The sequence below is a fragment of the Bacillus sp. REN16 genome (assembly GCF_020731355.1).
Classification (GTDB): Bacteria; Bacillota; Bacilli; order Bacillales; family Bacillaceae_L; genus Ferdinandcohnia.
Genome location: NZ_JAJFZK010000006.1, coordinates 39,562 through 64,339, shown reverse-complemented (window position 1 = coordinate 64,339; position 24,778 = coordinate 39,562). Strand labels below are relative to the sequence as shown.

25 protein-coding genes and 1 riboswitch are annotated in these 24,778 nt (G+C 37.7%); of the genes, 7 read left to right on the top strand and 18 right to left on the bottom strand.

All coding sequences use genetic code 11. The features are described from left to right. Positions 1-25 precede the first annotated feature (25 nt). The 3 genes from LKW28_RS09385 to LKW28_RS09375 form a co-directional block, all read right to left on the bottom strand. Positions 26-1,711, bottom strand: a complete 1,686-nt coding sequence (locus LKW28_RS09385) for a hypothetical protein (protein WP_229140106.1) — start codon at positions 1,709-1,711, stop codon at positions 26-28. A gap of 147 nt (positions 1,712-1,858) precedes the next feature. Then, positions 1,859-3,181, bottom strand: a complete 1,323-nt coding sequence (locus LKW28_RS09380; RefSeq protein ID WP_229140105.1) for a short-chain fatty acid transporter — start codon at positions 3,179-3,181, stop codon at positions 1,859-1,861. A gap of 292 nt (positions 3,182-3,473) precedes the next feature. After that, on the bottom strand, positions 3,474-4,301 hold the full coding sequence (locus LKW28_RS09375) for a TrmB family transcriptional regulator (protein WP_229140104.1): 828 nt from the start codon (positions 4,299-4,301) through the stop codon (positions 3,474-3,476). A gap of 138 nt (positions 4,302-4,439) precedes the next feature. Here LKW28_RS09375 and LKW28_RS09370 point away from each other — a divergent pair, with 138 nt between their 5' ends. After that, complete coding sequence (locus tag LKW28_RS09370) at positions 4,440-5,069, top strand: homoserine/threonine efflux transporter (protein ID WP_229140103.1); 630 nt, start codon at positions 4,440-4,442, stop codon at positions 5,067-5,069. Between the two features lie 574 nt (positions 5,070-5,643). Here LKW28_RS09370 and LKW28_RS09365 read toward each other — a convergent pair. The 6 genes from LKW28_RS09365 to LKW28_RS09340 form a co-directional block, all read right to left on the bottom strand. After that, complete coding sequence (locus LKW28_RS09365) at positions 5,644-6,750, bottom strand: phosphomevalonate kinase (protein ID WP_229140102.1); 1,107 nt, start codon at positions 6,748-6,750, stop codon at positions 5,644-5,646. Positions 6,751-6,840: 90 nt separating this feature from the next. Then, a complete protein-coding gene (gene mvaD / locus LKW28_RS09360; RefSeq protein WP_229140101.1) occupies positions 6,841-7,815 on the bottom strand; it encodes a diphosphomevalonate decarboxylase in 975 nt (324 codons plus the stop codon). Positions 7,816-7,842: 27 nt separating this feature from the next. Beyond that, the gene (mvk, locus tag LKW28_RS09355) at positions 7,843-8,790 is read right to left on the bottom strand and encodes a mevalonate kinase (RefSeq protein ID WP_229140100.1); all 948 of its coding nucleotides are present in this window, start codon (positions 8,788-8,790) and stop codon (positions 7,843-7,845) included. A gap of 37 nt (positions 8,791-8,827) precedes the next feature. Beyond that, on the bottom strand, positions 8,828-10,183 hold the full coding sequence (locus LKW28_RS09350) for a tripartite tricarboxylate transporter permease (protein WP_229140099.1): 1,356 nt from the start codon (positions 10,181-10,183) through the stop codon (positions 8,828-8,830). A gap of 3 nt (positions 10,184-10,186) precedes the next feature. Next, entirely contained in the window at positions 10,187-10,459 is a 273-nt protein-coding gene (locus LKW28_RS09345; RefSeq protein WP_420708854.1) for a hypothetical protein, read from the bottom strand. A gap of 344 nt (positions 10,460-10,803) precedes the next feature. Continuing rightward, positions 10,804-11,301 carry a hypothetical protein gene (locus LKW28_RS09340; RefSeq protein ID WP_229140098.1) on the bottom strand — a complete coding sequence of 166 codons (498 nt, stop codon included), beginning with the start codon at positions 11,299-11,301 and terminating at the stop codon, positions 10,804-10,806. A gap of 190 nt (positions 11,302-11,491) precedes the next feature. Here LKW28_RS09340 and LKW28_RS09335 point away from each other — a divergent pair, with 190 nt between their 5' ends. Continuing rightward, positions 11,492-11,698, top strand: a complete 207-nt coding sequence (locus tag LKW28_RS09335) for a hypothetical protein (RefSeq protein WP_229140097.1) — start codon at positions 11,492-11,494, stop codon at positions 11,696-11,698. A 91-nt stretch (positions 11,699-11,789) separates the two neighbouring features. On the opposite strand, the gene LKW28_RS09330 is transcribed toward LKW28_RS09335, so the two are convergent. The 5 genes from LKW28_RS09330 to LKW28_RS09310 all read right to left on the bottom strand — a co-directional run bounded on the left by LKW28_RS09330 (position 11,790) and on the right by LKW28_RS09310 (position 17,072). Beyond that, positions 11,790-12,545, bottom strand: a complete 756-nt coding sequence (locus tag LKW28_RS09330) for an HAAS domain-containing protein (protein ID WP_229140096.1) — start codon at positions 12,543-12,545, stop codon at positions 11,790-11,792. Positions 12,546-12,549: 4 nt separating this feature from the next. Further along, positions 12,550-12,873 carry a PadR family transcriptional regulator gene (locus LKW28_RS09325; protein ID WP_229140095.1) on the bottom strand — a complete coding sequence of 108 codons (324 nt, stop codon included), beginning with the start codon at positions 12,871-12,873 and terminating at the stop codon, positions 12,550-12,552. Positions 12,874-13,086: 213 nt separating this feature from the next. Next, positions 13,087-13,767 carry a thiaminase II gene (gene tenA / locus LKW28_RS09320; protein WP_420708852.1) on the bottom strand — a complete coding sequence of 227 codons (681 nt, stop codon included), beginning with the start codon at positions 13,765-13,767 and terminating at the stop codon, positions 13,087-13,089. A gap of 101 nt (positions 13,768-13,868) precedes the next feature. Beyond that, positions 13,869-13,969, bottom strand: a riboswitch (TPP riboswitch). A 140-nt stretch (positions 13,970-14,109) separates the two neighbouring features. After that, positions 14,110-14,580, bottom strand: coding sequence for a tRNA (uridine(34)/cytosine(34)/5-carboxymethylaminomethyluridine(34)-2'-O)-methyltransferase TrmL (gene trmL / locus LKW28_RS09315; RefSeq protein WP_229140093.1), 471 nt, complete (start codon positions 14,578-14,580; stop codon positions 14,110-14,112). A gap of 251 nt (positions 14,581-14,831) precedes the next feature. Further along, positions 14,832-17,072 (bottom strand): ATP-binding cassette domain-containing protein, encoded by a 2,241-nt coding sequence (locus LKW28_RS09310; protein WP_229140092.1) that lies wholly within the window; start codon positions 17,070-17,072, stop codon positions 14,832-14,834. A 261-nt stretch (positions 17,073-17,333) separates the two neighbouring features. On the opposite strand from LKW28_RS09310, the gene LKW28_RS09305 reads away from it, so the two are divergent. After that, complete coding sequence (locus tag LKW28_RS09305; RefSeq protein ID WP_229140091.1) at positions 17,334-18,071, top strand: AAC(3) family N-acetyltransferase; 738 nt, start codon at positions 17,334-17,336, stop codon at positions 18,069-18,071. Positions 18,072-18,109: 38 nt separating this feature from the next. Here LKW28_RS09305 and LKW28_RS09300 read toward each other — a convergent pair whose 3' ends face one another. After that, complete coding sequence (locus LKW28_RS09300; RefSeq protein WP_229140090.1) at positions 18,110-19,843, bottom strand: ABC transporter ATP-binding protein; 1,734 nt, start codon at positions 19,841-19,843, stop codon at positions 18,110-18,112. A 307-nt stretch (positions 19,844-20,150) separates the two neighbouring features. On the opposite strand from LKW28_RS09300, the gene LKW28_RS09295 reads away from it, so the two are divergent. Genes LKW28_RS09295 through LKW28_RS09285 form a run of 3 tightly spaced genes read left to right on the top strand, consistent with a single transcriptional unit; the run spans position 20,151 to position 22,675 of the window. Beyond that, the gene (locus LKW28_RS09295) at positions 20,151-20,957 is read left to right on the top strand and encodes an ABC transporter transmembrane domain-containing protein (RefSeq protein WP_229140089.1); all 807 of its coding nucleotides are present in this window, start codon (positions 20,151-20,153) and stop codon (positions 20,955-20,957) included. A 42-nt stretch (positions 20,958-20,999) separates the two neighbouring features. Continuing rightward, positions 21,000-21,941 (top strand): ABC transporter ATP-binding protein, encoded by a 942-nt coding sequence (locus LKW28_RS09290; RefSeq protein ID WP_229140088.1) that lies wholly within the window; start codon positions 21,000-21,002, stop codon positions 21,939-21,941. 2 nt (positions 21,942-21,943) lie between these two features. Next, a complete protein-coding gene (locus tag LKW28_RS09285) occupies positions 21,944-22,675 on the top strand; it encodes an ABC transporter transmembrane domain-containing protein (RefSeq protein ID WP_229140087.1) in 732 nt (243 codons plus the stop codon). Here LKW28_RS09285 and LKW28_RS09280 read toward each other — a convergent pair. Then, the gene (locus LKW28_RS09280; protein ID WP_229140086.1) at positions 22,602-23,021 is read right to left on the bottom strand and encodes a helix-turn-helix domain-containing protein; all 420 of its coding nucleotides are present in this window, start codon (positions 23,019-23,021) and stop codon (positions 22,602-22,604) included. The genes LKW28_RS09285 and LKW28_RS09280 overlap by 74 nt on opposite strands. Before the next feature lie 56 nt (positions 23,022-23,077). Then, complete coding sequence (locus LKW28_RS09275; protein WP_229140085.1) at positions 23,078-23,410, bottom strand: AraC family ligand binding domain-containing protein; 333 nt, start codon at positions 23,408-23,410, stop codon at positions 23,078-23,080. Positions 23,411-23,579: 169 nt separating this feature from the next. On the opposite strand from LKW28_RS09275, the gene LKW28_RS09270 reads away from it, so the two are divergent. Then, positions 23,580-24,047: a hypothetical protein gene (locus LKW28_RS09270; RefSeq protein WP_229140084.1), complete on the top strand. Its 468-nt coding sequence runs from the start codon at positions 23,580-23,582 to the stop codon at positions 24,045-24,047. A gap of 104 nt (positions 24,048-24,151) precedes the next feature. On the opposite strand, the gene LKW28_RS09265 is transcribed toward LKW28_RS09270, so the two are convergent. Further along, positions 24,152-24,688, bottom strand: a complete 537-nt coding sequence (locus LKW28_RS09265) for a hypothetical protein (RefSeq protein ID WP_229140083.1) — start codon at positions 24,686-24,688, stop codon at positions 24,152-24,154. Positions 24,689-24,778 lie beyond the last annotated feature (90 nt).

Genomic DNA, 24,778 nt, shown 5'->3' with positions numbered 1-24,778 from the left:
ATTAACTTTCGGACAATTAAAAGTATTAATCTAATCCTTGAATCACAATTGATTTTGCCGGTAAAAATTCTTCCCCTGTATCTAGGAATGTCACATTAACTGTATCATCTTCCTGTAAATAAATCGCTTTTGGGCTATTCTCAGATGAGATCATATAACTCTGATTATTGTCTAATAAAAAATAAACAATTGTGGCATTTTCTGCTTTCTCTTTATAGACACGCACGACTTTCCCGCTTATTTGCTTTTCTTCCGCTTTTGAGGTGCCATCAACCTTTCCTCCACCACGTTGCAAAGCCGTTTTATATAGCTTTAATGCTTCATTTGGCGTATTTCCATACACGGAGATTTCCGGATTGGCAGCAGAAACGATAAAATAGTTTTGTAAAAACCCATTCGCATCTAATACGGGGGTTAACCAGCTAGCTTCTCCATAAAAGTTATAGAGAATCGGCATTTCGCCATCCCATTTCTTTTCAATGAATTTCTTTTCGATAATTTGAAGAGCGCCCTGCGAATCCATATATGATTCTTGTAAGTTACCAGTAAAATAAGTAGCCTCCCCTGTTCTTGAATTCGTGAGGGAATAGCCTAGCATTGAATCGACCCCTTCCTTCGGACTGGTAAAATCAGTGAAATAATACATATCTCCATTTTCATCAAAAATTGGACTTACATTCGCTTCCGTTCCTTCATCAGAAGGAAGTTTTACATCAGATTTACCAAACTTGCTGTTCCAGAATCCATTTACATAATTCCCAAAATAGCTATTTTGCAAACTAACTACTTCCGGAGATACGGCTCCATCAATAAATTCAGGGACATCTGCTAATGCAAACATTTCCGTTTTTCCTGTGACTGGGTCAACAAGTACTATTCCATGGACCTCAAAGCCGTTTCGTGCCGAAATAAAATTCCCATAAGAGCGGATATAATAGGGTTTTCCTTCCTCATCGATTTCCAATTGAGGCTCCCCGTAAAAGATCATATTTGGATATTTCATGCGCATATGCCGTTCTAAATTCTTATGAAAATAAGAGGATGGCGTATAAGACATTTCTGCCTTCACAAACTTAGGATTATCAGTCGAATCCGTGGCACTAATCGTGAAATAGCCTGGAGTACGTTCCCCTTTCCACCATTTAAAAAGTCCAGAAAATTCAATTGGTGCGATATAAACATAGTCATTATTTACCTTCTGAATTTGTAAATTTCCAAGCTCATAGTAACTCGTATTTGGAACTTGACCAAACGCTTTTTTCATTTTATTACGCGCAAACTGCGGTGGAACACTAGCTGGTGTTTTTGTTTCATCAAACACCTCAATCTCCGTTTCTTGAGCCATACTGGAAACTTCATACTTTTCGTCGGCATTGAATAGGAAAGCCGTTCCTAAATAGATACTGAAGAGAAGACTTCCTAGAAATAAAATCCCTTTGACCATTCTTTCAAATCCCGTTGCAAAGAATGCACCAACAGCAGTAACAACAAGCGCTAAAAGCCAAACCGAAGAAAAGTTTCGGTCAAGATTTGTCAGATAGAAAAAAATAAAGATGAAAGTAGTAGTTAAAACCGTACCAATCAGGAGAAGGCCGGTATGGGGTTTAGCTTTCTGTTCCTTTTCCTTTTTGTTCGTATTTTGTAAAAACGGAAAGAGGATAAGAGTTGAAGCCAACCCGATAATGACTGAAAATAATAAAATTGATTCCATATTGTCTCCTTTCAAGTTTCATAACTGTATATACGGATAACATCATAAAAAGTTTCTTTTGTAATGAATACATTTATTCATCAGTTTCTAATAATTAAGCAATATTGAGATATAGAAAAGGCAAACGGTACGCCCGTTTGCCTCGCATTAAAACAATAATAATCCTATTGTAATCGGAATAAAGCTATAAAATAGAATCATGACACAGAACCCCATGATATCCCGAATATGCAATCCGGCAATCGCTAAAGCAGGCAAGGCCCAGAATGGTTGAATCATGTTTGTCCAGGCATCTCCCCACGCAACACCCATGGCCGTTTTCGCGATATCCGCATTTATTGCCGCCGCTGCTTCGATCATAATCGGTCCTTGCACTGCCCATTGACCACCACCGGATGGTACAAAAACGTTGATAAGACCTCCACTGATAAACGAAATGAACGGCAAAGTCTGCTCATTTGCAAATGAAGCAAACCACAAAGCCATTTCCTCGGATAGTCCTGAAAAAGTAACCATTCCCATAATCCCGGCATAGAAGGGGAATTGAATGATAATGCCCCCTGCATTTTTTACTCCGTTCGTTACCGTGTCTAAGAACTGTTTCGGTGTTTTATGTAGCATGATTCCTAAGAATAAGAAAATAAAGTTTACGATATTAAGATTTAAATCGAAGCCTTTGGTAACAAAATGGTAGACGATAAAGCCCAAACCCATTATGCCGATGAGCATCGAAACGATCACACTGTTTTCAATTTTTTCTGCTGGAGTGGCTGGGGTTACCACTTCTTTTGTATCAATTGAATCCTCTGGAATCACCCAACGGGATCGATCTTGGTAAATCGCATTGCTGCTTTTCATCAAGAATCTATTAAATATCGGAAGTGTTAATACTAGGGCTGCGACAATAAATAAATTCGCTGGGCTAAAAAGAGTTTCACTTACCGGAATGACTCCCATGTCTTTCTCTAAAAAATGACCAGGGGTTGCTACTGTCAACGGAATTGATCCTGAAAATCCACCATGCCAAACTAAAAATCCACTATATGCCCCAGCTACTAAAATACGAAAATCTGCGGATGGTACTTGCCTTGCCACATGGATGGCAAACAACGCTCCAACTACTAGTCCAAATCCATAGTTAATTAAACAAGCGATAGCAGATACAAAAGTTACAAGCATAACCGCATGTCCCGGTGTTTTAGCCAAATTACTCAATCGAGCAAGGAAATTCTTAATAATGGGTGCGTTGGCCAAGACATACCCCGTTACCACTACTAGAGCCATTTGCATCGTAAAAGAAAGTAAATCCCAAAATCCTGTTCCCCAATGGGTCACCATCTTAACCGGTCCGCTATCTGTAAACAAGATCCCCAAGACAAACACCAAGAAAGTAAGTATAATCGCAAAAATAAAGGCATCAGGAAGAAAACGTTGAACGAGACGGACAAAAAACCTTGTTACTACCCCCATTTACACACTCCCTTGTAAGTATTCAACTTGATTATATTCGGAGTAATTTTAAAATATACAAAGGAGTAGGGAGATTCACAAAAGTTAGTATAAAAGGTCTATTTTTCGCAACCAAAGCTGCGGTATATGTACCACTTAACCCCCAAAAAACGAACCCCAAAGGTCCCTATTTACTTTTTTTTATTTTTTCCAAGGTGAGCTGTTGATTTGCTCCGAAAAAGTTACCGAAAACCTTCATCATCTTAAAACCATCCCCTTTACTAGTCTTTAGAACAGATAAAAAAGTCCAAGTTTATTTAATATAATGTTTTTTGAAATCTGGATGGATCGAAAATTTCCGACGTAAATTGACAAGGTTTTCTCCAAAACTTTCTTCTAAAATTTCTCTATGTTTCTCCATTATTTCCATGATATACAAATCATGAATCATGACTTCAGTAATTGGCATGACTAAGCCTACATGCCTTGACCATGCTGCACGGCTATCTTTACCTAGCGAGACAATTCCTGCTACTACTTCTGAATCATCTCCACTAATAACTAGCCAGCGTCCACCATACTCCTCCGTAATTTTGTCACCCATATAGTGTAGGTAAACATGAGCAAAATCAGTGTTAATTTCCCCATAAGCAATAATCGTTACGTTGACCCCTCTTTTTGCTGCTTGCCTTAGATCATGCTCCAATTCCTCAAATTCCTCTTTCCAAACCTCCAAGAGAATTCTTTTTTTTGCAGATACTATACAATCTTTGACCTTATCGAGTATTTCATTGCGTCCCGTGATATTCCAGATATTTTCGCGGTCATTTGTGGAACGTTCAAATTCCGCCAATGATTTTTCCGCTAGTTCAAAGTTCTCTTCTGCTTTCATTCGACGGTTTTTAATTAGCTCTTTTGCAGGAACAGGAATATACTGTGCTGTATTTCCGGGACTAACAAGAATATCCCCCCGTAAGGTAAGACATTCCAGAACTTCATATATTTTCGAACGAGGTACACCAGAATTTTTTGCTACGGCATAACCAGTTAATGGTGAATCTTCCAATAAAGTAAGATACGCTTTCGCTTCATATTCAGTAAAATTTAGATTTTTTAACGTTTCTAAAATGTTTTCTTTCATAAACCCTCCACCACAACCTTAGTCGCTACCAATGTAACTAATATCTTAGCAAATTTTGTTGATTTTTTCCAAGTCGATCTGATATACTTTTTAAGTAGTTACCTATGTAGTCACTATTGGAAAGGATGCGAAAAATAGATGGATAGTTTACTAACATACATATCAATTGCTGCAATGATGGTTATTATACCCGGGGTAGATACGATGCTCTTGATCAAGAACACACTCCGCTACGGGTCAAAGGCTGGGCGTTATACAGTTCTTGGGATGGCAACTGGCCTTTCGTTTTGGACGCTTATTGCGATTCTTGGATTATCCGTTGTTATTGCAAAATCAGTCATTCTTTTCAGTACAATCAAATATTTGGGTGCTGCTTACTTAATTTATTTAGGAATAAAAAGTTTTTTTGCAAAGAGTGTATTTTCTCTAGAGGACATTCAAGCCCAAGCAAATGTACCTACTATTTCTTCAAGTCGATATAATAAAGAGTCCTTTATGCAAGCTTTACTAAGTAATATTCTTAATCCAAAGACTGTTTTGGTTTATATAACCATCATGCCCCAATTTATTGATTTGAACGGAAATGTAAATCAGCAATTGATTTTATTAGCAACCATCCTTACTTTACTCGCTGTATTATGGTTTCTTACCCTTGTTTATGTAATTGATTATGCAAAGAAATGGTTAAATAACTCAAAATTCCAAAAAGTATTCCAAAAATCAACTGGCCTAATTTTAGTAGGTTTTGGCGTTAAAACTGGAATTTAGATTTTAAATACTAACACTTTTCCCGTTCAGTCAACTGAACGGTTTTTCTATTTATCTTCTATGAGCTTTTTCATTAGCCAGTTTTACAAATTTATTTTCATAGAAACGTTTCTTCTTATTCCCGATATTTTGAAAAAATAAAATAGTATCCCCAAGGGCACCTGCAACTAACTCCTGATCATTTGTTTTTTCTTATCAACCGGTTCTTTGCTTTCTATTTGGCCCACTGCATCTGATATGATTTTCCGAACAAGTTTATAGTCGCACATGAATGCTAAATTTCCATATAAAATTAATTCATCAATCGATTTATTGTCGTGTTCCTGATATATGTTCCTATCATATCTGAGGCCTGCTTACCTTCCCCTATTTGAGAATGACTGGCAACTTCAATTAATGTTAACATCCTACTGAACTCTTTATTGATTTGATGGTTTTCCCGAAATCCTTTTATTTTTGACAAAACATTTAAAAAGATGCCGCGTTTGAATGCATCTACGATGACATCTAGATCCTCTTTGTTTTCCTCATTTATACTTTCTTCTTATTAAAAGTATTCATTGTTGATATTCCTTTACTCCCGCCTTTTCACCTTTACACCTTGTTCCGAAATACGTAAATTTAAAGGAATGATGCCTACTTTTCTCCATTCCTTATAAAGCGCCTCCCTATGTCCTTCGCCTTTCATGAAAACAATTCCGCAATCGCCACCTCCAGCCCCTGATGATTTACAACTGCCATATGTTGAGGCTACAGATAATAATTTTTCAAGCCCCAAGGTTTCAATTTTAATGCCAGCATGCTCTCCTAGCTCCTTAAGGGCTTGTCGGTTTATTGATAGACTTAAAAGAGCCCCCATGCAATCATTTTCCTCAAAGCTTTTCCGCAGTCTTTCAACAGCAAAAGAGCTTTTTTTTAAAAACTGGTAATACTCTTTAGGTTGCTTATTTTGAAAGCTTTTGACCTTATTAATCATTGACACGGTTGATGCGACTTCTTTCGTCCAGCCGACATATAGTTTAAGACATGTGGGTGCATGTAATGGGGTGATGGATAAATTTGGCCAAGGCTTTTCAACCAGATTGATGAGTCTTGTCCTTTTCTGTAATTCATTTAATACCCATTTGGGTTGAAAAGAGGAATACATTAGCCAGCCGCCATATGTCGAGGCTGCAATATCAATCCCAGAGCCATTCTTTTGTGTTTTTAAATGGGAAATTGCAGATAGTTTAAATATCTGATCAAGTGAGGGATTTTCAGTACAATGCAGCTTTAATATAGCTGATATAACAGCCACAACCACAGCGGCACTTGAGCCAAGCCCATATTTTCTACCACTTAAGGAGTCATTAAGATCACTATTGATTGTTAAATGAAAAGGACGTACATCGATTGAACTTTCTTGTAAAAATTGAGTAGCGACCTCAATCGAATGTTGAATAAACTGTAATTGCGAATCCGAATCGCTAAGTTGAATCGTATTCCCGCTATTTTCCCAAGTCAAAAAATCAAAATCTAAATCCGGCAGTGAAAGGATGTATTGTGTACTTGGTTCGATTGTAACTGTAATAAAACGGTTAACTGCAATAACTACTGCTTGCTGTTCTGGTTCAAGAACCGCGTATTCACCTGCAATTAGAAGTTTTCCTGGTACTTTTATACGATATCCTGAATATGTCATAAAGAATTTTCCCTCCAAAAATCGATTATGGGACAGAGGGACAGGTTTATTGTCCCAAGGTGGGATACGAACCTGTCCCCGTGTCCCTACCTAAATAAGTGAAACACTTGGTCCCGGATGGCATAGGTGCACATCCTGAACAGTTTGCAAATTCAACATTTTCTTCCTTATATACTGCTCATCATCAGGCTGACATAAAATCTTAACATTCGGACCGGCATCAATTGTGAAATATGCTTGAATGCCTAATTGCCGTAAGCTTTGAACTTCTTGCATGACTTCAAATGTTCCACTCTGCCAATATAAAAATGGTGGGTTGGCCCCAAGTGTTGTGGCATGCATTTTTAAGGCATTGGCTTCCACGACATTTCCTAGCATTTCAAAATCACGCTTCCTGATGGCTTCCTTTGCAATTTGGAGATCTTTTTCCGCCTCAACAACCCAACTGGAGTAAAATGGTGATGTTTCAACTGTCCGTTTCATTCCTTCTCTGCTTGATATATGTTTTGGTTCAGATGACAAAGTAACCGAAAGAATGCTAAGATACCAGTCTTTTCCGTCTAAGACCTGAGAGGCATATGAATCTGTTCCATCCTCCCTTTCCCCTTTTTGCCATTCAACATATCCGCCATAGATTGAACGGCAAGCAGACCCTGAACCTTGACGAGCAATTTGTGATAGTGCTTTTTTATCTACATCAAGATCAAGGGCTTTTGTGGCAGCAGTAGCTAATGCTGCAAAACCAGATGCAGATGAGGCAAATCCCGCTGCTGTTGGCACCTTGTTTATCGAATCTACAATTGCATGAACCCTTTTTCCTGAACTTCCCCTTAAGCGATCAAGAAATGTAGTGATTTTTCTTGCCTCATTTGTATCCATGAGTGAATGGTTAAGTATAACAATATCTTCCATAAGGCATTCGCAAAATTGAACACTAGTTGTTGTATGAAATTTATCTAGTGTTATAGAAAGGCTATTATTCATTGGCAAAAAAAGTGATTCATCCCGCTTCCCCCAGTACTTTATCAATGCAATATTCGTAAATGCTCTTGCAGTTGCTTTCATCTATATCCCTCTTTCATTCTATAAAACTTAATCAGTTTTCAATTTAAAATACCAGGCATTACGTGCCCCCGCTTTCATTAACGCATTGGCAATCTCCTTGGACTGAGTTAGGTTATGTGCTAGAGCCATCATACATCCTCCCCTACCACCACCAGTTAGTTTTGCACCAAGCGCCCCCTCTTTCCGTGCTGCATGTACAAGCTTATCAATCCCATTATCACTAACACCAAGTTCTGACAACTCGGTGTGTGCTCGATTCATCAAACTACCAAGTGAATTCACATTACCGTTTACTAACGCATTTTTAGTCTCAAGTGAAATGTATCCAAGCTGTTTTAATGACTTTTTTGTCGATTCAGGTTTATATTTATAGTTTTTTCTTACAATCGATACAGCACTATGGGTATCTCCTATCCTTCCAGTGTCCGCAATGACCATGAATAGTGGTCTAGCAAGTTGAAGTTGTTTCAGCCTTTTCCCTCTTTGAAACCATATCGGAAAATCACTTGATACCGCGGCAGTATCGATTCCACTTGGATTGCCATGAGCGTAGCTTTCAGCTATATGGACAAGTGTCATTAAGTCTTTTTGACTTAAGGCCGCCCCATAAAAAGAATATAGGCTCTTTACAACTGCCATTGCGATTGCAGCACTTGAACCAAGTCCCCGACCAATTGGGATTGAGGTATTCAGCCGAATCCATAAACCTTTTTGTGGTTTATGTAATACTTTCAATGCTTCTTTTATACAAGCAGCAATTCCTCGCAATTTTTCCGGAACTTGATTAAGAGGACCATCATAATATTCACAGGAAATCACCGATTCATCGGCAATTTCCTCAACAGTTGATACTGCCTTAACCAATGGAAAAGGTAGCGCAATTGCAGGCATCCCATACACAACAGCATGCTCTCCTGTTAAAATTAATTTACCGTGTGCACTGCCAGTAGCTGTTTTTTGAGAAAGTTGAATCATCTTTTCTACACCCGCCCTTACTCTTTTAAAAATTCTATTAACTTACTATTTTTAAAATGATCCATGGTGCTGAATAGAGCACCATAAATTGAACACCGTAATTAATACCCCAGCGGTGAAGGACCCCAGCAACTAATCCGACTAATAAAACACCACCAACATTAATCCAACCAGCATCCATGAACGAAAGCAATATCACCAGGCTAAAAAACAAACCAAGCATTGCTTCATGAGGAATTCTTTTAAAGACAAAAGCACAAATTTGCTGGGAAAATCTAATTGTGACAAAGAATGTGATTCCTATAGCAATAGCCGCTCCAATAAGTGTTGCCCAAACAAAATCCCCTTTTGATAGAATGTGGTGGATATTATGCTCTAATGAAAAAACTGGAGGCGCATTAAATAATGCATTCGCTGGGCCAATTGCCATAGGTGATAATGGAACCCCTAAAGCGATTAGTGGAATTAATGTTCCTGCTATATAGGTTGCATTCGTTAACGCCTCCATACATGCGATTGCAAGCGCGGCTTTCTCCTTAGGATCTTTCGTACGGCTTGAAAAAACTTCCCCTAATAAAATCGTAATTCCCACGGGACTCATAATAAAAGTGATTGAACCTATTAATGAAGATAATGCACCCATACCAAGCTCTTTCTTCGTTAAGATTGTAAATGGATTTGGAAAGCCCTTCGATTGCTTTGTATTATTAAACAATATTGTTTTTCTATCAAATCGTTCAAGACTATCCCTTTTTTCCTTGTTTAAAAGTTCAAATAAAGTAAGAATAACCGGGCCTATTGTGATTCCTAAGAAAAATGATACAAAAACATTCGTACCCTCAGGAACTGCACCAACACCCCAATATAAATGACGCAGTCCTTGAATTAAGAGAGCAAATGGAATGATTGAAGCAATGGCAAGCCATCTATTTTTACACATAAGCGCTAAAAGAATTGCACCAATAAAAAATAACGGGTTGGCATATTCCTTAATAACATCTTCAACCGGGATTAATGCATTGGCTAAAAGCAAACTGACAGGTACCGCTACAAGTGTACCAATCACAGAGCCTGAAGCCATTTTTCGAATGCTGACATCGGACAGTCCAAATTTTTTAAGAATTACTGCGTGTTCGACCATTGGAGTTGCCATTACTCCACCTGGAATTCCCGCGACAGCAACCGGAATTGAATCTGTCAATTTACAAGCAACAATGGCTGAAATAAAGAAGGTTAATATAATAACAGGTTCTAAGCCTGAAAGTACTAATACCAAAATCACAGGTGCAATTGTTGCCGTTTCATCGGTACCTGGTGCAACACCTACAACGGTATATATAGCAGCGGCCATTACTGCGGCCAAAATCATTTGTAATATTAATACAAAGTCCAATCCTTACTCCTCACTTTCCGCCTCATGGAACATCCTTTTTGGTTTAATTAAAATGCTGCATATAATAAAGCCTATTACAGCTCCAATTAATCCGAAAAACAAAGGAGCAGGGGGTTCATTTGGTGCAATAAAATACCCTCCTAGTGTCATAAAGCTGCATATTAATAATGAAAGAACCAAGCTTTTTATATTTACAAGATCTTCCCATACTTCAACATTCTCATTTACCTTTTCTTTTTCTAGGGTCATAACTCCATCCATTTTTCCTTCATCCATCATATAGACTCCTTTCATTCCCCATAACTCAAATGCACCTGGCGATATTATACCCAGATAATTAATCTATCGTTAATTTGGAAATTCCTCTTATTCTGCTAAAATTATTTTACTGAAAATGATTATCACTATTATTTGATGTAGGTCAAATTTTACATATTATTTGATTGTGGGACAGGGGGACAGGTTCCGTGTCCCAGATTCTCTATTATCTAAAGAAACGACAAAAAAGCAGTCCAAGATAAATTGGGCTACTTTTTTGTCGTTGTTCTAAAGGAAAATAAGCGAAAAATTATCCTCTATCCGAAGATTAGTTCTCGTTTTTGTATGAACCTATTCTGAAATCAATCAACTAAATTAGCAAATGGCCTTTTTCGATACATGTTCTTAAATCCTCTCATTAACTGTTTTTTAACAACATATGGATCATCAACACGTAGTTCCTTCCAGCAAATGATCAAGTCATGGTTATTTTCTATTTGCCAAATCAGCCTTCCTCCAGAGTGACCAACGTTCTTTCCCCTACCGAATTTTACTAATTGTTTGATTCTAGAATGTAACGTCGCAGCGCTTTTTCCACCACCGGCGGTGCCTATATAGATAACTTTTGTATCATTTACCCAGTTGACCTTTAACTCTTCGATTGGAACATTAGGGTCCTTGCCCTTGAAAAAACCGCCTGAACCCTTATTCAAAAATTTTGGAGAAATGTCAGGAGTATATAGGACCATATAAACCCCTCTAGAATGAGGAATGATAGATTGATTTTGCATCAATTGACTAACTGGAATATAACCTACAAAGCCATAATCTTTGATTGATTTAAAATTGCTAAAATCCATATATCCACCTCATATTTTCAAATATTCTTGCAAGTCACTTTAATTCCATCCTATTTTGAAGAAACCGATTAAATACCCAAATTAAACGATTTAATAAAATTCGGTCCATTAAATGTGCATTAAATGTTAAAATATGGATATATAAATTAAAGGAATAAAAATTACGTGATTCTATTTGGGAGTGATTTGTTTGGTAAAGAGAAGTATGGGAATCTTACTAATCGCCATTGCAACCATTCTAATTGTTGTAAAATATGTAAGTGAAACTTTTGGCAGTGTACGAATTTGGGACAGCATTAGTAACTTAAGTTTACTTTCTTTTTTAGTTGGACTTTGCTTTTTGTCCTGGGGAGAATATGAGGTATATAAGAAAGGTAAGAGTCATCCGGAAAAATAAATTTACCTAAATTAATTGTTCCGTTCATTCAAAAAAAGCACCACATTTTGCGGCGCAATAAACAAGTCAGACATCAAATTTTAAAAAACTTTCAGACGAGCTTTTTTTTCCTTTTTTCTGTTATTAATATATTTAGAATGAGGACCACAGACATTAATACAAAAGAAGAAATGCTAATGATAATGATCGTTTCAATACTCACGTCCGTAAAGCGGGTAAAAACATCGGGGATAATAAGGAAAACTGGAATCACAATAAAAACCCATGATTTACTCCAAATCGCGGTTCCAATAAAAATACTACCACAAATCACTATCACCGCCACTTCAGCTGTCGTATCACCGATAAAAAACGGATTCATAAATATCGTACTTCCAACTATGATGACAATTGCTAAGGTCGTTACACTCATACTTGCAATTACTCCACTAAGAAAAAACATCTTCTTTGAAAATTGCTTCTGACCAGCCTTCTGTAAAAAATAAACATAAATCCCTAGCCCCAACACTGCTAAGATCGGGATCCCAATAACTTGAATATAGTTAAGTTCAAACTCTCCTCTTATGGCTGGTCCAATGAGGAAATAAGCAATGACTCCAATAAAATAGATTGGTAGAAATTTTGTAAGCTGTTTGTAATCTGTCCTCATTTCCTGTTTTAATGAAGCCATGTATTGTTCTGGTGTTTGACCAACAATATCATCTATACTCTTCCCACTTTTCTCCGCTTCGCTAAGATGATCCTTTAGTTCTTCAATTAATTCCGAAACTTCTTGATCATTTTTTCCTGACATCATCAAGTACATTCTTAGATTGTCTATAAAGAACTCACTTTTTGCTGATAGCATATCCTTACCTTCCTTTCAATAATTCGTTCACCGGTTTTGAAATTTGCTCCCATTCTTCCGTAATGCTTTCTAATGCCTCATACCCCTTGTCTGTCAAAAAATAATATTTCCGATTCGGTCCTGATTCAGAAGGGCGCATTTCTCCTCGAATAAGTCCATTCTTCTGGAGCCGCAAAAGAACCGGATAAATGGTCCCTTCACTTACATCAGCTAAACCGATATTCAGCAGTTTTTGTGAAAGTTCGTAACCATAGATTGGCTCTTTTTCAATGACGGCTAATACACATCCGTCTAATATTCCCTTTAACAGCTGGCTTCTTATCGACATTTCATCATACTGCCTCCTCTAATATGCTATGCAAGGTAGTGTATAAAAAAATAAAGTTATCTTAGGTAGTTGGTAAAACAAGATAGCATTTTTAAAAACAACTATCTTGCTTTACAAAATAGTTGTTTTTATTCTAAATTCTTTTCATTTTTTTGTCAATATTTTTTTATACCTTACATGAATTGGTACGGGGTTGTCAACAGAGGTTTTGGATTATTTTGTGATTGGCCAATCCTCTTGGTTTTCCGCCATATCCCAAAACATGTATTCGAACTTGCTGGTTTTGACGACGATTTCTTCAAGTACAGCTAAATCTCGTTCAGGTTTTCCGCTTGTGATTTCATTGATTAGAGTTTTACAATCTTCGGATAACGCAGTAAATTCATCTGATGAATACATTTTCACCCATTCTCCATAAAATTCATGCTCTATTGCTCCCGGCCAAGATGCTAGTTTTTTCCCAATAAAGTTATGGCTCCATGCACAGGAAAGCACAGCTGCGACAACATTTTCAACACCACCAAGTTGGGCAACATTTAGCATGTAGCTTGTGTATGAAGTAGTAGTGGATGCAGGCTCGGTTGCCTCTAGTTCTTCAGAAGATATACCGAATTTTGCCGCATATTGGCGATGAAGATCCATTTCTATCTCCATCGTACCGTGCAAAAGATTTGCAAAAATGGACATCGTTTTTAAATCAGGGGCCTTTGCACTCCCTAGCGCAAATAGACGGGAATACTCAATCAAGTAAACATAATCCTGCTTCATATAATGTTTAAATTTATCCTTTTCTAACCATCCCTCGCCTATCCCTTTCACAAAAGGATGCTCCAAATACGCATTCCAAATGGGTTCAACCCGGTTCCATAATCGATCTGTAAATTGACTGCTCACTTTCATTTCCTCCTTCTACCATCTGACATCGGGAGAGAGAAAAAACAAATCCCATCACTAGAGACTAGAAATGGGTTCGGCATACATAATCGTTTTCACGAAAAATACCAACTCCACTTCCCTACGCTAGTGTTACCTAGATCAGGTTCAAAGGGTCGATATTTCTACCTCTCAGCATTTACATGCTCCCCTAGTCGAATTGTTAGATTATTAAGTTACTAGATACCAGTTAAACATAGCTGGTGGAAAAAAGCAATTATTCTGAAGCTTTATTATTTCTAGAATAAGGAACTTGCAGGTATTTTGCAGGTCAACAAGAAATCTTATGAAACGGAAGTTTTTTTATTTTAAATTGGGATAGCCTTGCTGTCTTAATGCCTCATATACCAATATTGCAGCCGTATTTGATAGATTGAGTGAACGAATATGGTGATTCATTGGGATCCTCAAAAAGTGATTTTTATGTCGTTCTAGCAAATCTTTTGGTAAACCCGTTGTTTCTTTTCCAAACATAAAATAATGTTCCCTTGAACGATCACTGAAATCAAAGGCTGAATGAGTTTTTTCCCCAAACGTTTCAATAAAATAAAACTCACCTTGATTCTTTGAAAAAAAGTCATCCAATGAATTATAATATGTGATATTTACAGAATGCCAAAAATCAAAACCTGCCCGTTTGATCATTTCTTCATCAGTTGAAAAGCCAAGTGGACGGATTAAATGCAAAGCTGTATCTGTTGCTGCACAAGTTAGTGCAATATTTCCAGTATTAGCCGGGATATCTGGCTGGAATAGTACAACATGTATTGCCAAGAATGGTCACTCCCTACTTTTTTTATCCTCCAAAATTATAGCATATCAGAGGATAATCTCACCTATAAAACATACTGGTCACTTAAAAGAACGACACTATGACTAAACCAACATTTATGGGGAAAAATGCAGTTATACGATTTCTCCCCGCAGGTTTATTTTATTTATAGCCATATCGGAGAAAATAAGAGAATAATGGGACAGATTCGTTGTCCCATCACTGTCAACGGACCTGTCCCTTCGTCATCTTCTTAAATATACTTCGCAGTTATCGAACGCTCACAATCTTTAAGACCTGCCGGTGGTCCTTCGTATAAAATTTCTCCACCACCAGTACCACCATCCGGACCTAGATCAATGATCCAATCACTATTTCGAATGACATCCAGGTTATGCTCAATGACAATAACGGTATTACCTTTGTCTACTAATTTTTTGATAATCACAAGAATATTGGAGACATCTGATAGATGCAATCCAGTTGTCGGTTCGTCTAGAATATAGATATTTCCCTTTTTATTAAGCTCTTTCGCCAGTTTCAATCTTTGACTTTCCCCACCGGATAACGTGTTTAATGGTTGTCCTAATGACAGGTAGCCAAGACCAACTGTTTCCATGCTTTTTAGTTGTCTCTGAATGTCTTTTGCTTCAAAAAATTCCACTGCTTCCGCCACGGACATCTCCATGATATCAACAATATTCTTTCCCTTATAGAGATATTGAAGTACTTCCTGTTTGTAACGGTCACCGTGACATTCACTACATTCCATTTCCATTTTATCCATAAAGGATAGGTTTAGCTCAACCGTTCCAGTTCCACCACAAGTTTCGCAGGCGCCTTTAGAATTATAGCTAAATAACCCACCGTCTACGTTGTTCTCAACAGAAAAAGCTTTTCGAATCGAATTCATAATCCCTGAAAAAGTTGCCGGGTTAGAACGAATGTTACCATGCACTTGACTCTGGTCAATCCTTATGGAGTCCGGAAAATCTTTTGCAAAAACTTCATTTACAAGTGTGCTTTTACCAGACCCCGCCACACCCGTAACAACTGTAAAAACACCAATTGGCACACGAATACTGACATTTTTTAAATTGTGCAGGCTGCTTTTTTTACTTTCTAAAAACTCAGCAACTGATCTTGGATTCACGTTTATTTCCATTTTTTGATTTAAATATTTAGCTGTTAGTGTATCTGAAGTCAATAAACCTTGATAACTTCCACTAAACATTACGTTACCACCATTCGTACCAGCATTGGGACCAACATCGATGACATGGTCTGCAATCTGTATGACGTCTGGGTCATGCTCCACGACTAAAACCGTATTTCCCTTATCACGTAATTTGACAAGTAATTCATTTAAACGGTAAACATCACGTGGATGAAGTCCGGTACTTGGTTCATCAAATATGTACATTAACCCAGTTAAGTTGCTGGATAAATATTTCACCATTTTAACTCGTTGTGACTCACCACCTGATAAGGTTGGAGTTTCGCGCGTTAAGGTCAAATAACTTAAACCAATATCACAAAGATTTCTTACACGTTCTAGAATCCCATCAACAATTGGTTTTAAATTTGGGTCATCGAAATATTGAAGCACATCACATAACTCATCAAGTTGCAACGCTGTCAGGTCATAGATGGAATAGCCCTTGATTTTAGAAGACAAGACCTCCTGGTTGTACCGTGAACCTTGGCAGCTTGGACATGTGCCAGTTGTAGTGAATTCCTTTAACTTTTTCTCGGCAGCTTTCGAGGTATCTTTATCCCTACCTACATTTTGGCGCATAAATCTTACAGCTAAGCCCAAATAAGTGGTATTGATTTCACCGTTCATATAACTTACTACGATTTTTTCTTCTTCAGAATAAATAAGTTTATCAAATTCTTCTTTTGTATAGTCTTTGATTTTCTTATCATTGTCAAAGAAACCTGATTCAGCATATGCTTTCCATTGCCATGTGCCAGGTCCAAAACCAGGCAGTAAAATGGCACCTTCATTTAAGGACTTTTCCTTATCTAACGCAGCATCAAGGTTTATCGTTATCGTTCTACCGATTCCCTCACAATGTGGGCACATTCCAATTGGATCATTGAAGGAATAAGCATTACTCCAACCAATACTGGGTTCGGCAAAGCGTGAAAAAAGAAGTCTAAACAAAGGATGAATGTCTGTAACCGTCCCAAGCGTAGATCTTGCATTTCCACCAAGTCGTTTTTGATCCACGATAATAGCGGTGGATAGGTTATTAATTTCATCGGCCTCGGGACGGCTGTATTTCGGCAGAAACTGTCGGGCGAAACTGCTAAAGGTCTCGTTTAACTGGCGCCCCGCTTCCTGAGCAATCGTATCAAACACAATCGATGATTTCCCTGAACCAGAGACCCCTGTGAAAATCGTTATTTTCCCCTTAGGAATCTGGACATGAACATTCTTCAAATTGTTTTCTCTTCCATTAATAACTTCGATAAACTCCTGTCTCACTCATCATCATCTCCTTTAACATCTTTTAAGTACTATGTAACAGCTTGTCCATCTTATCATACACTTTTCGGAAATACCTAGGGCCAATCCCCCCCTTTTGTGGTAAAATGAAATTCCTTGGCAGGGGCATTATAAAAGCAGGTTGGCCGTATATGGCTGACTTGCTTTTTTTGGGTCAATGGACCTGTCCCCGCGTCCCAAGATGGACTTGTAAATTAAATATGATATTCTATTGGTAGAATGATAGAAAGGTAGAATGAGATGTATACAAAACAAGACTTACTAGATCATCTTAAACAATTAGGAATCGATAAAAATGGAACATTGCTAGTTCATTCGTCGATGAAAAGTATTGGGCAGGTTGATGGTGGTGCGGATACCGTTCTTAATGCATTGTCTGAATATATGAAAAATGGACTTTTAGTTTTCCCTACCCATACATGGTCGTATATTAATGCTGAAAATCCACGGTTTTATATTGATGAATCACCATCTTGTGTTGGACTGTTAACAGAACTTTTCAGAAAACGCCCCGGGGTTATTCGCTCGTGGCACCCCACCCATTCAGTAGCTGCTTTGGGAAAAGGTGCACGTGAATTTGTTGAGGGCAATGAAAAATTCGATACGCCTTGTGCAAGGGAGTCGAGTTGGGGCAAATTACTAGATCAAAAGGCAAGCATTTTGTTAATCGGTGTTGATTTACGTAGATGTACGTATATTCATGGAGTTGAGGAATGGCTTGATATACCAGATCGACTAACCGACTCACATGAACAGCTTTTTACCGTATTACCGGATAAAACGGAAATTTCCGTGCCACAAAGAAGACATATTGGTCATACCTCTGAAAAATACGAACGAGTGGACAATGTTTTTCTTACTAATCAAGTGATGTACAAAGGTCAATTTGGCGATGCGAACGTAAGAGTCTGTGATACTGTAAAAATGACAGAATTGCTAACTCATATACTAAAAGAAGATCCTAAAATATTTTCATGATATATCTGGGACAGAGGAGCCCCTCCGTCCCAATCGCTTTATGCTAACTGTTGCTCTGCAAAGCTTCGATACAACTCATGCCCCTTAATTAATTCCTCGTGTGTACCCATACCTGTCACCTTCCCTTTTTCAATGAAGATGATTTGATCGGCATCGACGATGGTTGATAATCGATGAGCGATAACAAAGGTAGTGCGTCCTTCCATTAGTCGTGAAAGTGCTTCTTGAACGATGCTTTCGGATTGGCTATCGAGGCTTGCAGTTGCTTCATCCATCATGAGAATCTTTGGATTACGTAAAAATGCTCGTGCAATCGCAATTCTCTGTCGTTGCCCACCGGACAATTTAACACCGCGCTCCCCTACTTCTGTGTCTAATCCGTTTGAGAAGGCTCGAATGAACTCATCAGCATAGGCCATTTTTGCGACTTCCCATAGCCGTTCGTCTGAGATTTGTTCCGCATTTTTTAATCCATAACATAAATTTTCGCGGATGGTTCCAGCCATCATCGCGCTCTCCTGTGAAACATAACCGATTTGACTTCTCCATGACTCCAACGAAAGCTCTTGGATTGAAGTATCTCCAATTTGGATCTTACCGGATGAAGGTTCGTAATAACGTTCCAATAGGCCAAACATTGTCGTTTTACCTCCACCACTTGGTCCCGCAAATGCGATCATTTGTCCAGGCTGCGCTTCAAAGGATACATCGTGTATAACTGCTTCCTCACCACTGTAACGGAAGGAAACATGTTCAACATAGATCGGCAAATTTGAAATATCGATTTCCTTGCCGTTTTGTCCCTCCTCCAATGGAAGTTGGATGATATCTATTATCCGTTCAGTGGCTCCCTTTGCTTTTTGAAGCTGAGTGAAGAACATTGCAAATGATGTGATTGGAAAAATGATTTGGAACAAATAAAGCAGGAATGCAACAAGTGATCCTGTCGTCATTGATCCATTGGCAACGCGGATACCCCCATAACCGATGATGACCACGATGACAATCATGACAATTGTGTACATAAATGGTCCAATTAGCGCAAAAATCCTCGCCTCTTTCAGCCCGTATGTAAGTAAATTCCGAACACCCTTAACACCTTTTTCCTCTTCAAAGCCTTCAGCTGTTGAAGATTTCATTAAACGAATCTCACTGATGGTTTGTTGTATTTTTCCCGAAAATGTCGCTGTTTCGTCTTGCAGCCCGCGGGATATTTTCGCCATCTTTTGACCTAGCGGCATCATTACGAACATTGTAAGGGGAACGGAAATCAGCATAAGCAGCGTCATTTTCCAGTCCATAACTAATAAAATGATAATCGCTCCAATGATCGAAATAACCCCTGTGATAAATTGCGGGAAATGCTGTGAGATTAAATCCTTTACAATGCCAGTATCATTGACTATACGACTCACCGACTCACCGCTTTGTTGCTTATCAAAATAACTGACTGGCAAACGAATAAGCTTCTCCCACATTAATTCACGCAACCTTGCCACAATCCTTTGTCCTACCGCTGCTAACATGTAAGTTGACACTCCGTCAATTACTGCCTGTATTATAAACACGGCTGCAATCACAGCAATGAGTGTGGCATTAACAGATATCCCAGAAAATCCGTCCACAAGTTCCCGCGTTAATAATGGGATGGAAAGACCGACAAACGTCGTAATAATACTACCAAGTAACCCTATGGTTAGAGCCGCCTTCGGTATATTCGTCGACCAAATTAACCGAAAAAACGGCTTCAACCCTCTATCTTCATTTTTCATCTGCATGACTCCTTCATAAAAATCCTACCCCATTACATACGAATCAAACCTTAAAAAGTTACGCTTTTAGACTCCGTTTTATCTTAACTGCTTCTTGAATTTTTGTTGTCTAACCTTAAATACTGACCTTCAACAACTATTTTTCGGTTTCATTTCAATTAACTACTTATTAAACCTCACCTTGATCCGAGCTTTTCCGGAACGCGTCCATAGCAAGATAATCCATGTAAGTTGATACGGAAATCCATGTTACGAATGTGAGTTATACGGTAATCTTACCTTACGACATTTTTTAGAAGGTGATGAATTGAATGGTAAGTCCATTTTTCGTGAGCATCTGTTTCAATACAAATGGGGATATTTGATCGGTTCCATTTTGTTAACGATTTCGCTAGTGCTTCAACTTATTGTGCCGATGTTGTTAGAAATTTTTACAGATGGAATACAATTATTTTCGATAAGTAGGCGAGAACTGTTCACCATTGCTTTTTGGATGGTTGTAGTCGGGTTTGGAGTCTTTGTGTTTAGGTCAACAGGCAGAATTTATCTTTTTCGTTTATCAAGATTATTAGAACGAAATATTCGCAAGCGGTTATTTGCTCATTGGGAAACCCTCCAAACAGAGTATTATCAACAACAAAGAATAGGGAACTTGATGGCACATGCTGTCAATGATGTAAATATTTTAAGACAAATTGGTATGCAAGGTGTGTTCCAAACACTTGAAGCCATTGTTCTCATTACTGTCACTGTTCTGATGATGGCAACAACAATCGATCTTTACTTAACCTTATTCGTCCTTTTACCCCTTCCAGCTTTAACTTACTTGGCCTATCGGTTTAGGATCACGATAAGAAGTCACTCTAATCATGTACAAGAGGCAATTGGCGCATTAACAAGCCGTGTTCAAGAGTTTTGTTCCGGGATTAGGATTATTAAAACCTATGTCCAAGAAAATGCCGAACAAAAGAAATTTGAAAAAGACAATCAAACCAATGTAGAGGCAAACCAACAATTAATTCGATCAAACTCTCTTTTTAATTCACTTAGCCAAGGTATCATTGGGTTAAGTTATCTTACCTCAATTGTGTTTGGTTCTATTTTAGTAATGTAAGATACTATTTCTCTAGGTGAATTTGTTGCTTTTAATACGTATTTGTCACTCATAATAGGTCCTATTGAAAACTTAGGGAAGATAATTAATCTGCTTCAACAAGGAACTGCCGCTGATATAAGACTCAGACAGGTCCTTACTACAAAACCAACTATACAAGATGAAGAAGGCGTTGTAGACATACCGACCATAAAAGGTGAAATTAAGATTAGCAGCCTGAATTTTTCATATACAAATAAGCAAGGTCAGGCACTTTCAAATATTAATTTACACATACCAAAAGGATCAACATTGGGTATTGTGGGGAAAATCGGAAGTGGTAAATCAACATTTGTTAATTTGCTTCTACGAATCTACAATCCGGCTCGTAACACCATCTTTATCGATCATACCGATATTCGGGATATTCCACTTAAAGTATTAAGAAAATCCATTGGATTTGTACCACAAGATCATTTTCTATTTTCAACTACGATTAGCGAAAATATCGGTTTTGATCCAAAGGGGTATGCTGACCAACAAATAGAAAATGCTGCGAAGCAATCCCATGTTTATCAGGATATTATTGAATTACCACAGGGGTTTGAAACCAAATTAGGTGAACGTGGATTGTCTTTATCCGGTGGACAACGTCAACGGGTAAGCATTGCACGGGCCTTGGTTAAAGAAGCGCCGATTATGATTTTTGATGATAGCCTTTCTGCTGTTGACTCAAAAACCGAAAAGAATATTTTACACACAATGAAAACAAAAATGAAAGGTAGCACAACGATCATTATTAGCCATCGAATTTCCACGATTCAACACGCAGACCAAATCATCGTTCTTGATAAAGGTAAAATCATTGAACATGGTACACATGAGTCCCTTTTAACAAAAGAAGGTTTCTATAAAAAAATGTACACTCAGCAGTTAACAGGACTCCATGTACAACAGCCAATCGATTCACAAGGAAAAAAGTTCGCGATTAAGAGGAGGGATTGAATATGAACGCAAATGCAAACGAGGCATACCAAAGAAAGAAATATAGTGATAAACAATTACTTTCGAACATTCTGGCCTTTGCAAAGCCATACTGGAAGCTATTTTTATTCTCTCTCCTCCTGACAGCATTTATTGTTATGGCAGGTCTAGCACAGCCCTATATTATTAAAGTGGCAATTGATCAACATATCAATGGAATCTATGCGCCTATGGTTTATGTCAATCAATCCGAAAAAGATCAAGCATTACATACATTAGAAGAACGAGGTGTTAAAGGGAAAGAAGTTACAACCTTCAAGGATCACACTTATTTTCGTCTAAACGAAGCGAAAACTGAAATGCCCGGAAATTTTCAAAAAGCAAGGATTGTGTCAATTGAAGGTACAAATTATCTCATCCATGGGTGGAATACAAGTATAAAAAATCCAGATGCTTTGCAGATTTCAAACAATCACATTTCCATCAATGACAACCTGTACCCAGTCACATCTCTAAAAGGAGATACAGAGCAATTATTCCGAAGTCAGGATTACACCGGTTTGATTTGGCTTGGCATACTTTATTTTGTGTTAATCATAGGTTCTTCTGTTTTTACATACTTTCAAAATAATACCTTGCAGTTTACCGGGCAATCCGTTATCTATGATATTCGGGAAACAATTATGAGGCATCTGTCACAAATGCAAATTTCATTTTATGATAAAAATCATCCTGATAACCAACGCTTTGGCTGATTTCTTTAATCCGAAAATCGGAAATCGCCAATAATTCCTTTGCTCGGTCAATCCGAACATGGGTTAAATAATCAATTGGGCTATACCCAACATATTCTTTAAAAAGCCGTGCGTAATGACTTGTACTCAGTCCAGCCATTTTTGCTAAATCAGATAATGTCATGTGTTCATGATAATGATTCACCATATAATCAATAGTTGAATCGATGGCCATTGTAGAACTTCCTGCAATCTTCTGCGATCGAAAATCTTGAAGGAACAGTAATAATAATTCTTGAAAATGTAATTTTCGATGCATCGCTACGGTTGGACCTCTGCGTTTAGAAAGTTGATGAATTTGGTCCAAAACATGAATAAAACTACCTGTATTTGTAATCGAATACACGCCATATAATGGAAAACCTATGTTTTTATGTGAGTCAAAATGCCACCTTTCTTTTTCTTCATAAGCCACTGCATATGTAAAACGAATAAAATAAAACTCAAGCGGGTCTGATGAAGATGTCTTTTTTTCACAAAGCATACCTGGTTGAAAAAAACGACTTTTCCTGCTTTTAATTTATGATTCGTACCGTCTATCGTGACTTCCCCGCTTCCTTTTGTGATCACCCAAAGGGAAAAGCGTGGTTGCTCACGTAAAGGCTTATACCAATCCGGCTTACATTTCTTAAAACCTGACAGTAGTAACGAAAAAATAAGATGATTCAATTGCTTCGCTATTTTTCCTGTATTCAAACAAACATCTCCTTAGCAAAAAAGACCTCACCAAAAATAATCATCTTTTACTATACATCAACTATTGTAAATATTCAAAAAATGCAAACGCACAGATGAACACAGCACCCACAAATCCATGCACCATTAGCCCTTAACACTCATAAAATGATGTAAATGAGGTGTTCTTATGAAAAGATGGGTAAAGATTCTGATTCTGGTATACCTATCCGTTATATTTTTTGGGAGTTTTTTAGCTGTTGGAGCATTGTGGATTGGTTTGTTTGAAGAAACATATCCCAAATTATCGGAAATTGAACCCTTTTTGTACTATTTTCTTGCCGGCGCCATCGGCGGATCACTCAGGCATCTTTATATGTTTTGCTCCCACTATATGAACGATAAATTCATTGATCCACGTCACTGGATCATGTATATTTTCTTTCCGTTATTTGCAACTGGAACGGCTGTTATCGCTGTCAATTTAATCCAAAGCGGCATTTTAATGATTGATTTCACGGATAATCTTGAAGGTCCATATGCCCAGGTCAGTGTCGCCTTCTTCGTTGGGTTTGGATTTAATCGCTTCCTCAATAAACTAAATGATATTTCATCAGGGATGTTCGATTTGAAAAAGCAAGAACAAAAACAGGACTGAGTCTTACAATTCTATTCAGGTAAAAAGTGGGCGATTACTCGTGCCACTTTTTTAAATAATATTTCTTACTGCATATTAAAGCACGATATTTACGGAGAATCCTTTCATTTCATGATTCTCTCTAAATTATCTAGTAAAAGCTGTTTACCAACCTCATTATAAACAATTTGTTTGTATTCCCTACTGTTATACTGTCTTATCACAAACTCGATTCCATACCCCTCCGATTGGTCATTCGTAATTGTGCTCGTGTTCCCTTTGTCAGTTGTTTCCTCACTTAAAATCCCAAGAGCCTTTAATCTTCTATTAATGACTGTGCCATTTAATTTCTTACTTTTATTTTCATCAATTACTTCATTTACTGCTTTGGCAAATACATTAATACCTATTTTTCCGCTAGGCAACACGATACCATTTTTTTCAACTGGTGTTATTGTAAATTTTTTGGGTTTCTTTTTCTTAGTTGGGGATGTTGGTGTACGTTCTAAGTACTGGGATAGGAAAAATAACGGTCGAATCATTCTGGGGTCATGTAAGAAGCTATCTTCACTAATTTTTTCACCAGTGATTGGATTTGTTCCATTTGCTAAAGCGTTGATAATATTCTTGGATTCTATTAATCCTTCATGGGTTTGTTTCAAAATATCACTCCTGAATTTAATTTTGTTGGATTCATAAATAATGATAAACGGATTTTTAAATACGTTGTTTAAAAAGCAGCAGATTATTGT

Coding starts and splice junctions, on each gene's coding strand:
- LKW28_RS09385 (WP_229140106.1), bottom strand. CDS start 1,711: ATGGAATCAATTTTATTATTTTCAGTCATTATCGGGTTGGCTTCAACT.
- LKW28_RS09380 (WP_229140105.1), bottom strand. CDS start 3,181: ATGGGGGTAGTAACAAGGTTTTTTGTCCGTCTCGTTCAACGTTTTCTT.
- LKW28_RS09375 (WP_229140104.1), bottom strand. CDS start 4,301: ATGAAAGAAAACATTTTAGAAACGTTAAAAAATCTAAATTTTACTGAA.
- LKW28_RS09370 (WP_229140103.1), top strand. CDS start 4,440: ATGGATAGTTTACTAACATACATATCAATTGCTGCAATGATGGTTATT.
- LKW28_RS09365 (WP_229140102.1), bottom strand. CDS start 6,750: ATGACATATTCAGGATATCGTATAAAAGTACCAGGAAAACTTCTAATT.
- mvaD (WP_229140101.1), bottom strand. CDS start 7,815: ATGAAAGCAACTGCAAGAGCATTTACGAATATTGCATTGATAAAGTAC.
- mvk (WP_229140100.1), bottom strand. CDS start 8,790: ATGATTCAACTTTCTCAAAAAACAGCTACTGGCAGTGCACACGGTAAA.
- LKW28_RS09345 (WP_420708854.1), bottom strand. CDS start 10,459: ATGGATGAAGGAAAAATGGATGGAGTTATGACCCTAGAAAAAGAAAAG.
- LKW28_RS09340 (WP_229140098.1), bottom strand. CDS start 11,301: ATGGATTTTAGCAATTTTAAATCAATCAAAGATTATGGCTTTGTAGGT.
- LKW28_RS09330 (WP_229140096.1), bottom strand. CDS start 12,545: ATGCTATCAGCAAAAAGTGAGTTCTTTATAGACAATCTAAGAATGTAC.
- LKW28_RS09325 (WP_229140095.1), bottom strand. CDS start 12,873: ATGTCGATAAGAAGCCAGCTGTTAAAGGGAATATTAGACGGATGTGTA.
- LKW28_RS09305 (WP_229140091.1), top strand. CDS start 17,334: ATGTATACAAAACAAGACTTACTAGATCATCTTAAACAATTAGGAATC.
- LKW28_RS09300 (WP_229140090.1), bottom strand. CDS start 19,843: ATGAAAAATGAAGATAGAGGGTTGAAGCCGTTTTTTCGGTTAATTTGG.
- LKW28_RS09285 (WP_229140087.1), top strand. CDS start 21,944: ATGAACGCAAATGCAAACGAGGCATACCAAAGAAAGAAATATAGTGAT.
- LKW28_RS09270 (WP_229140084.1), top strand. CDS start 23,580: ATGAAAAGATGGGTAAAGATTCTGATTCTGGTATACCTATCCGTTATA.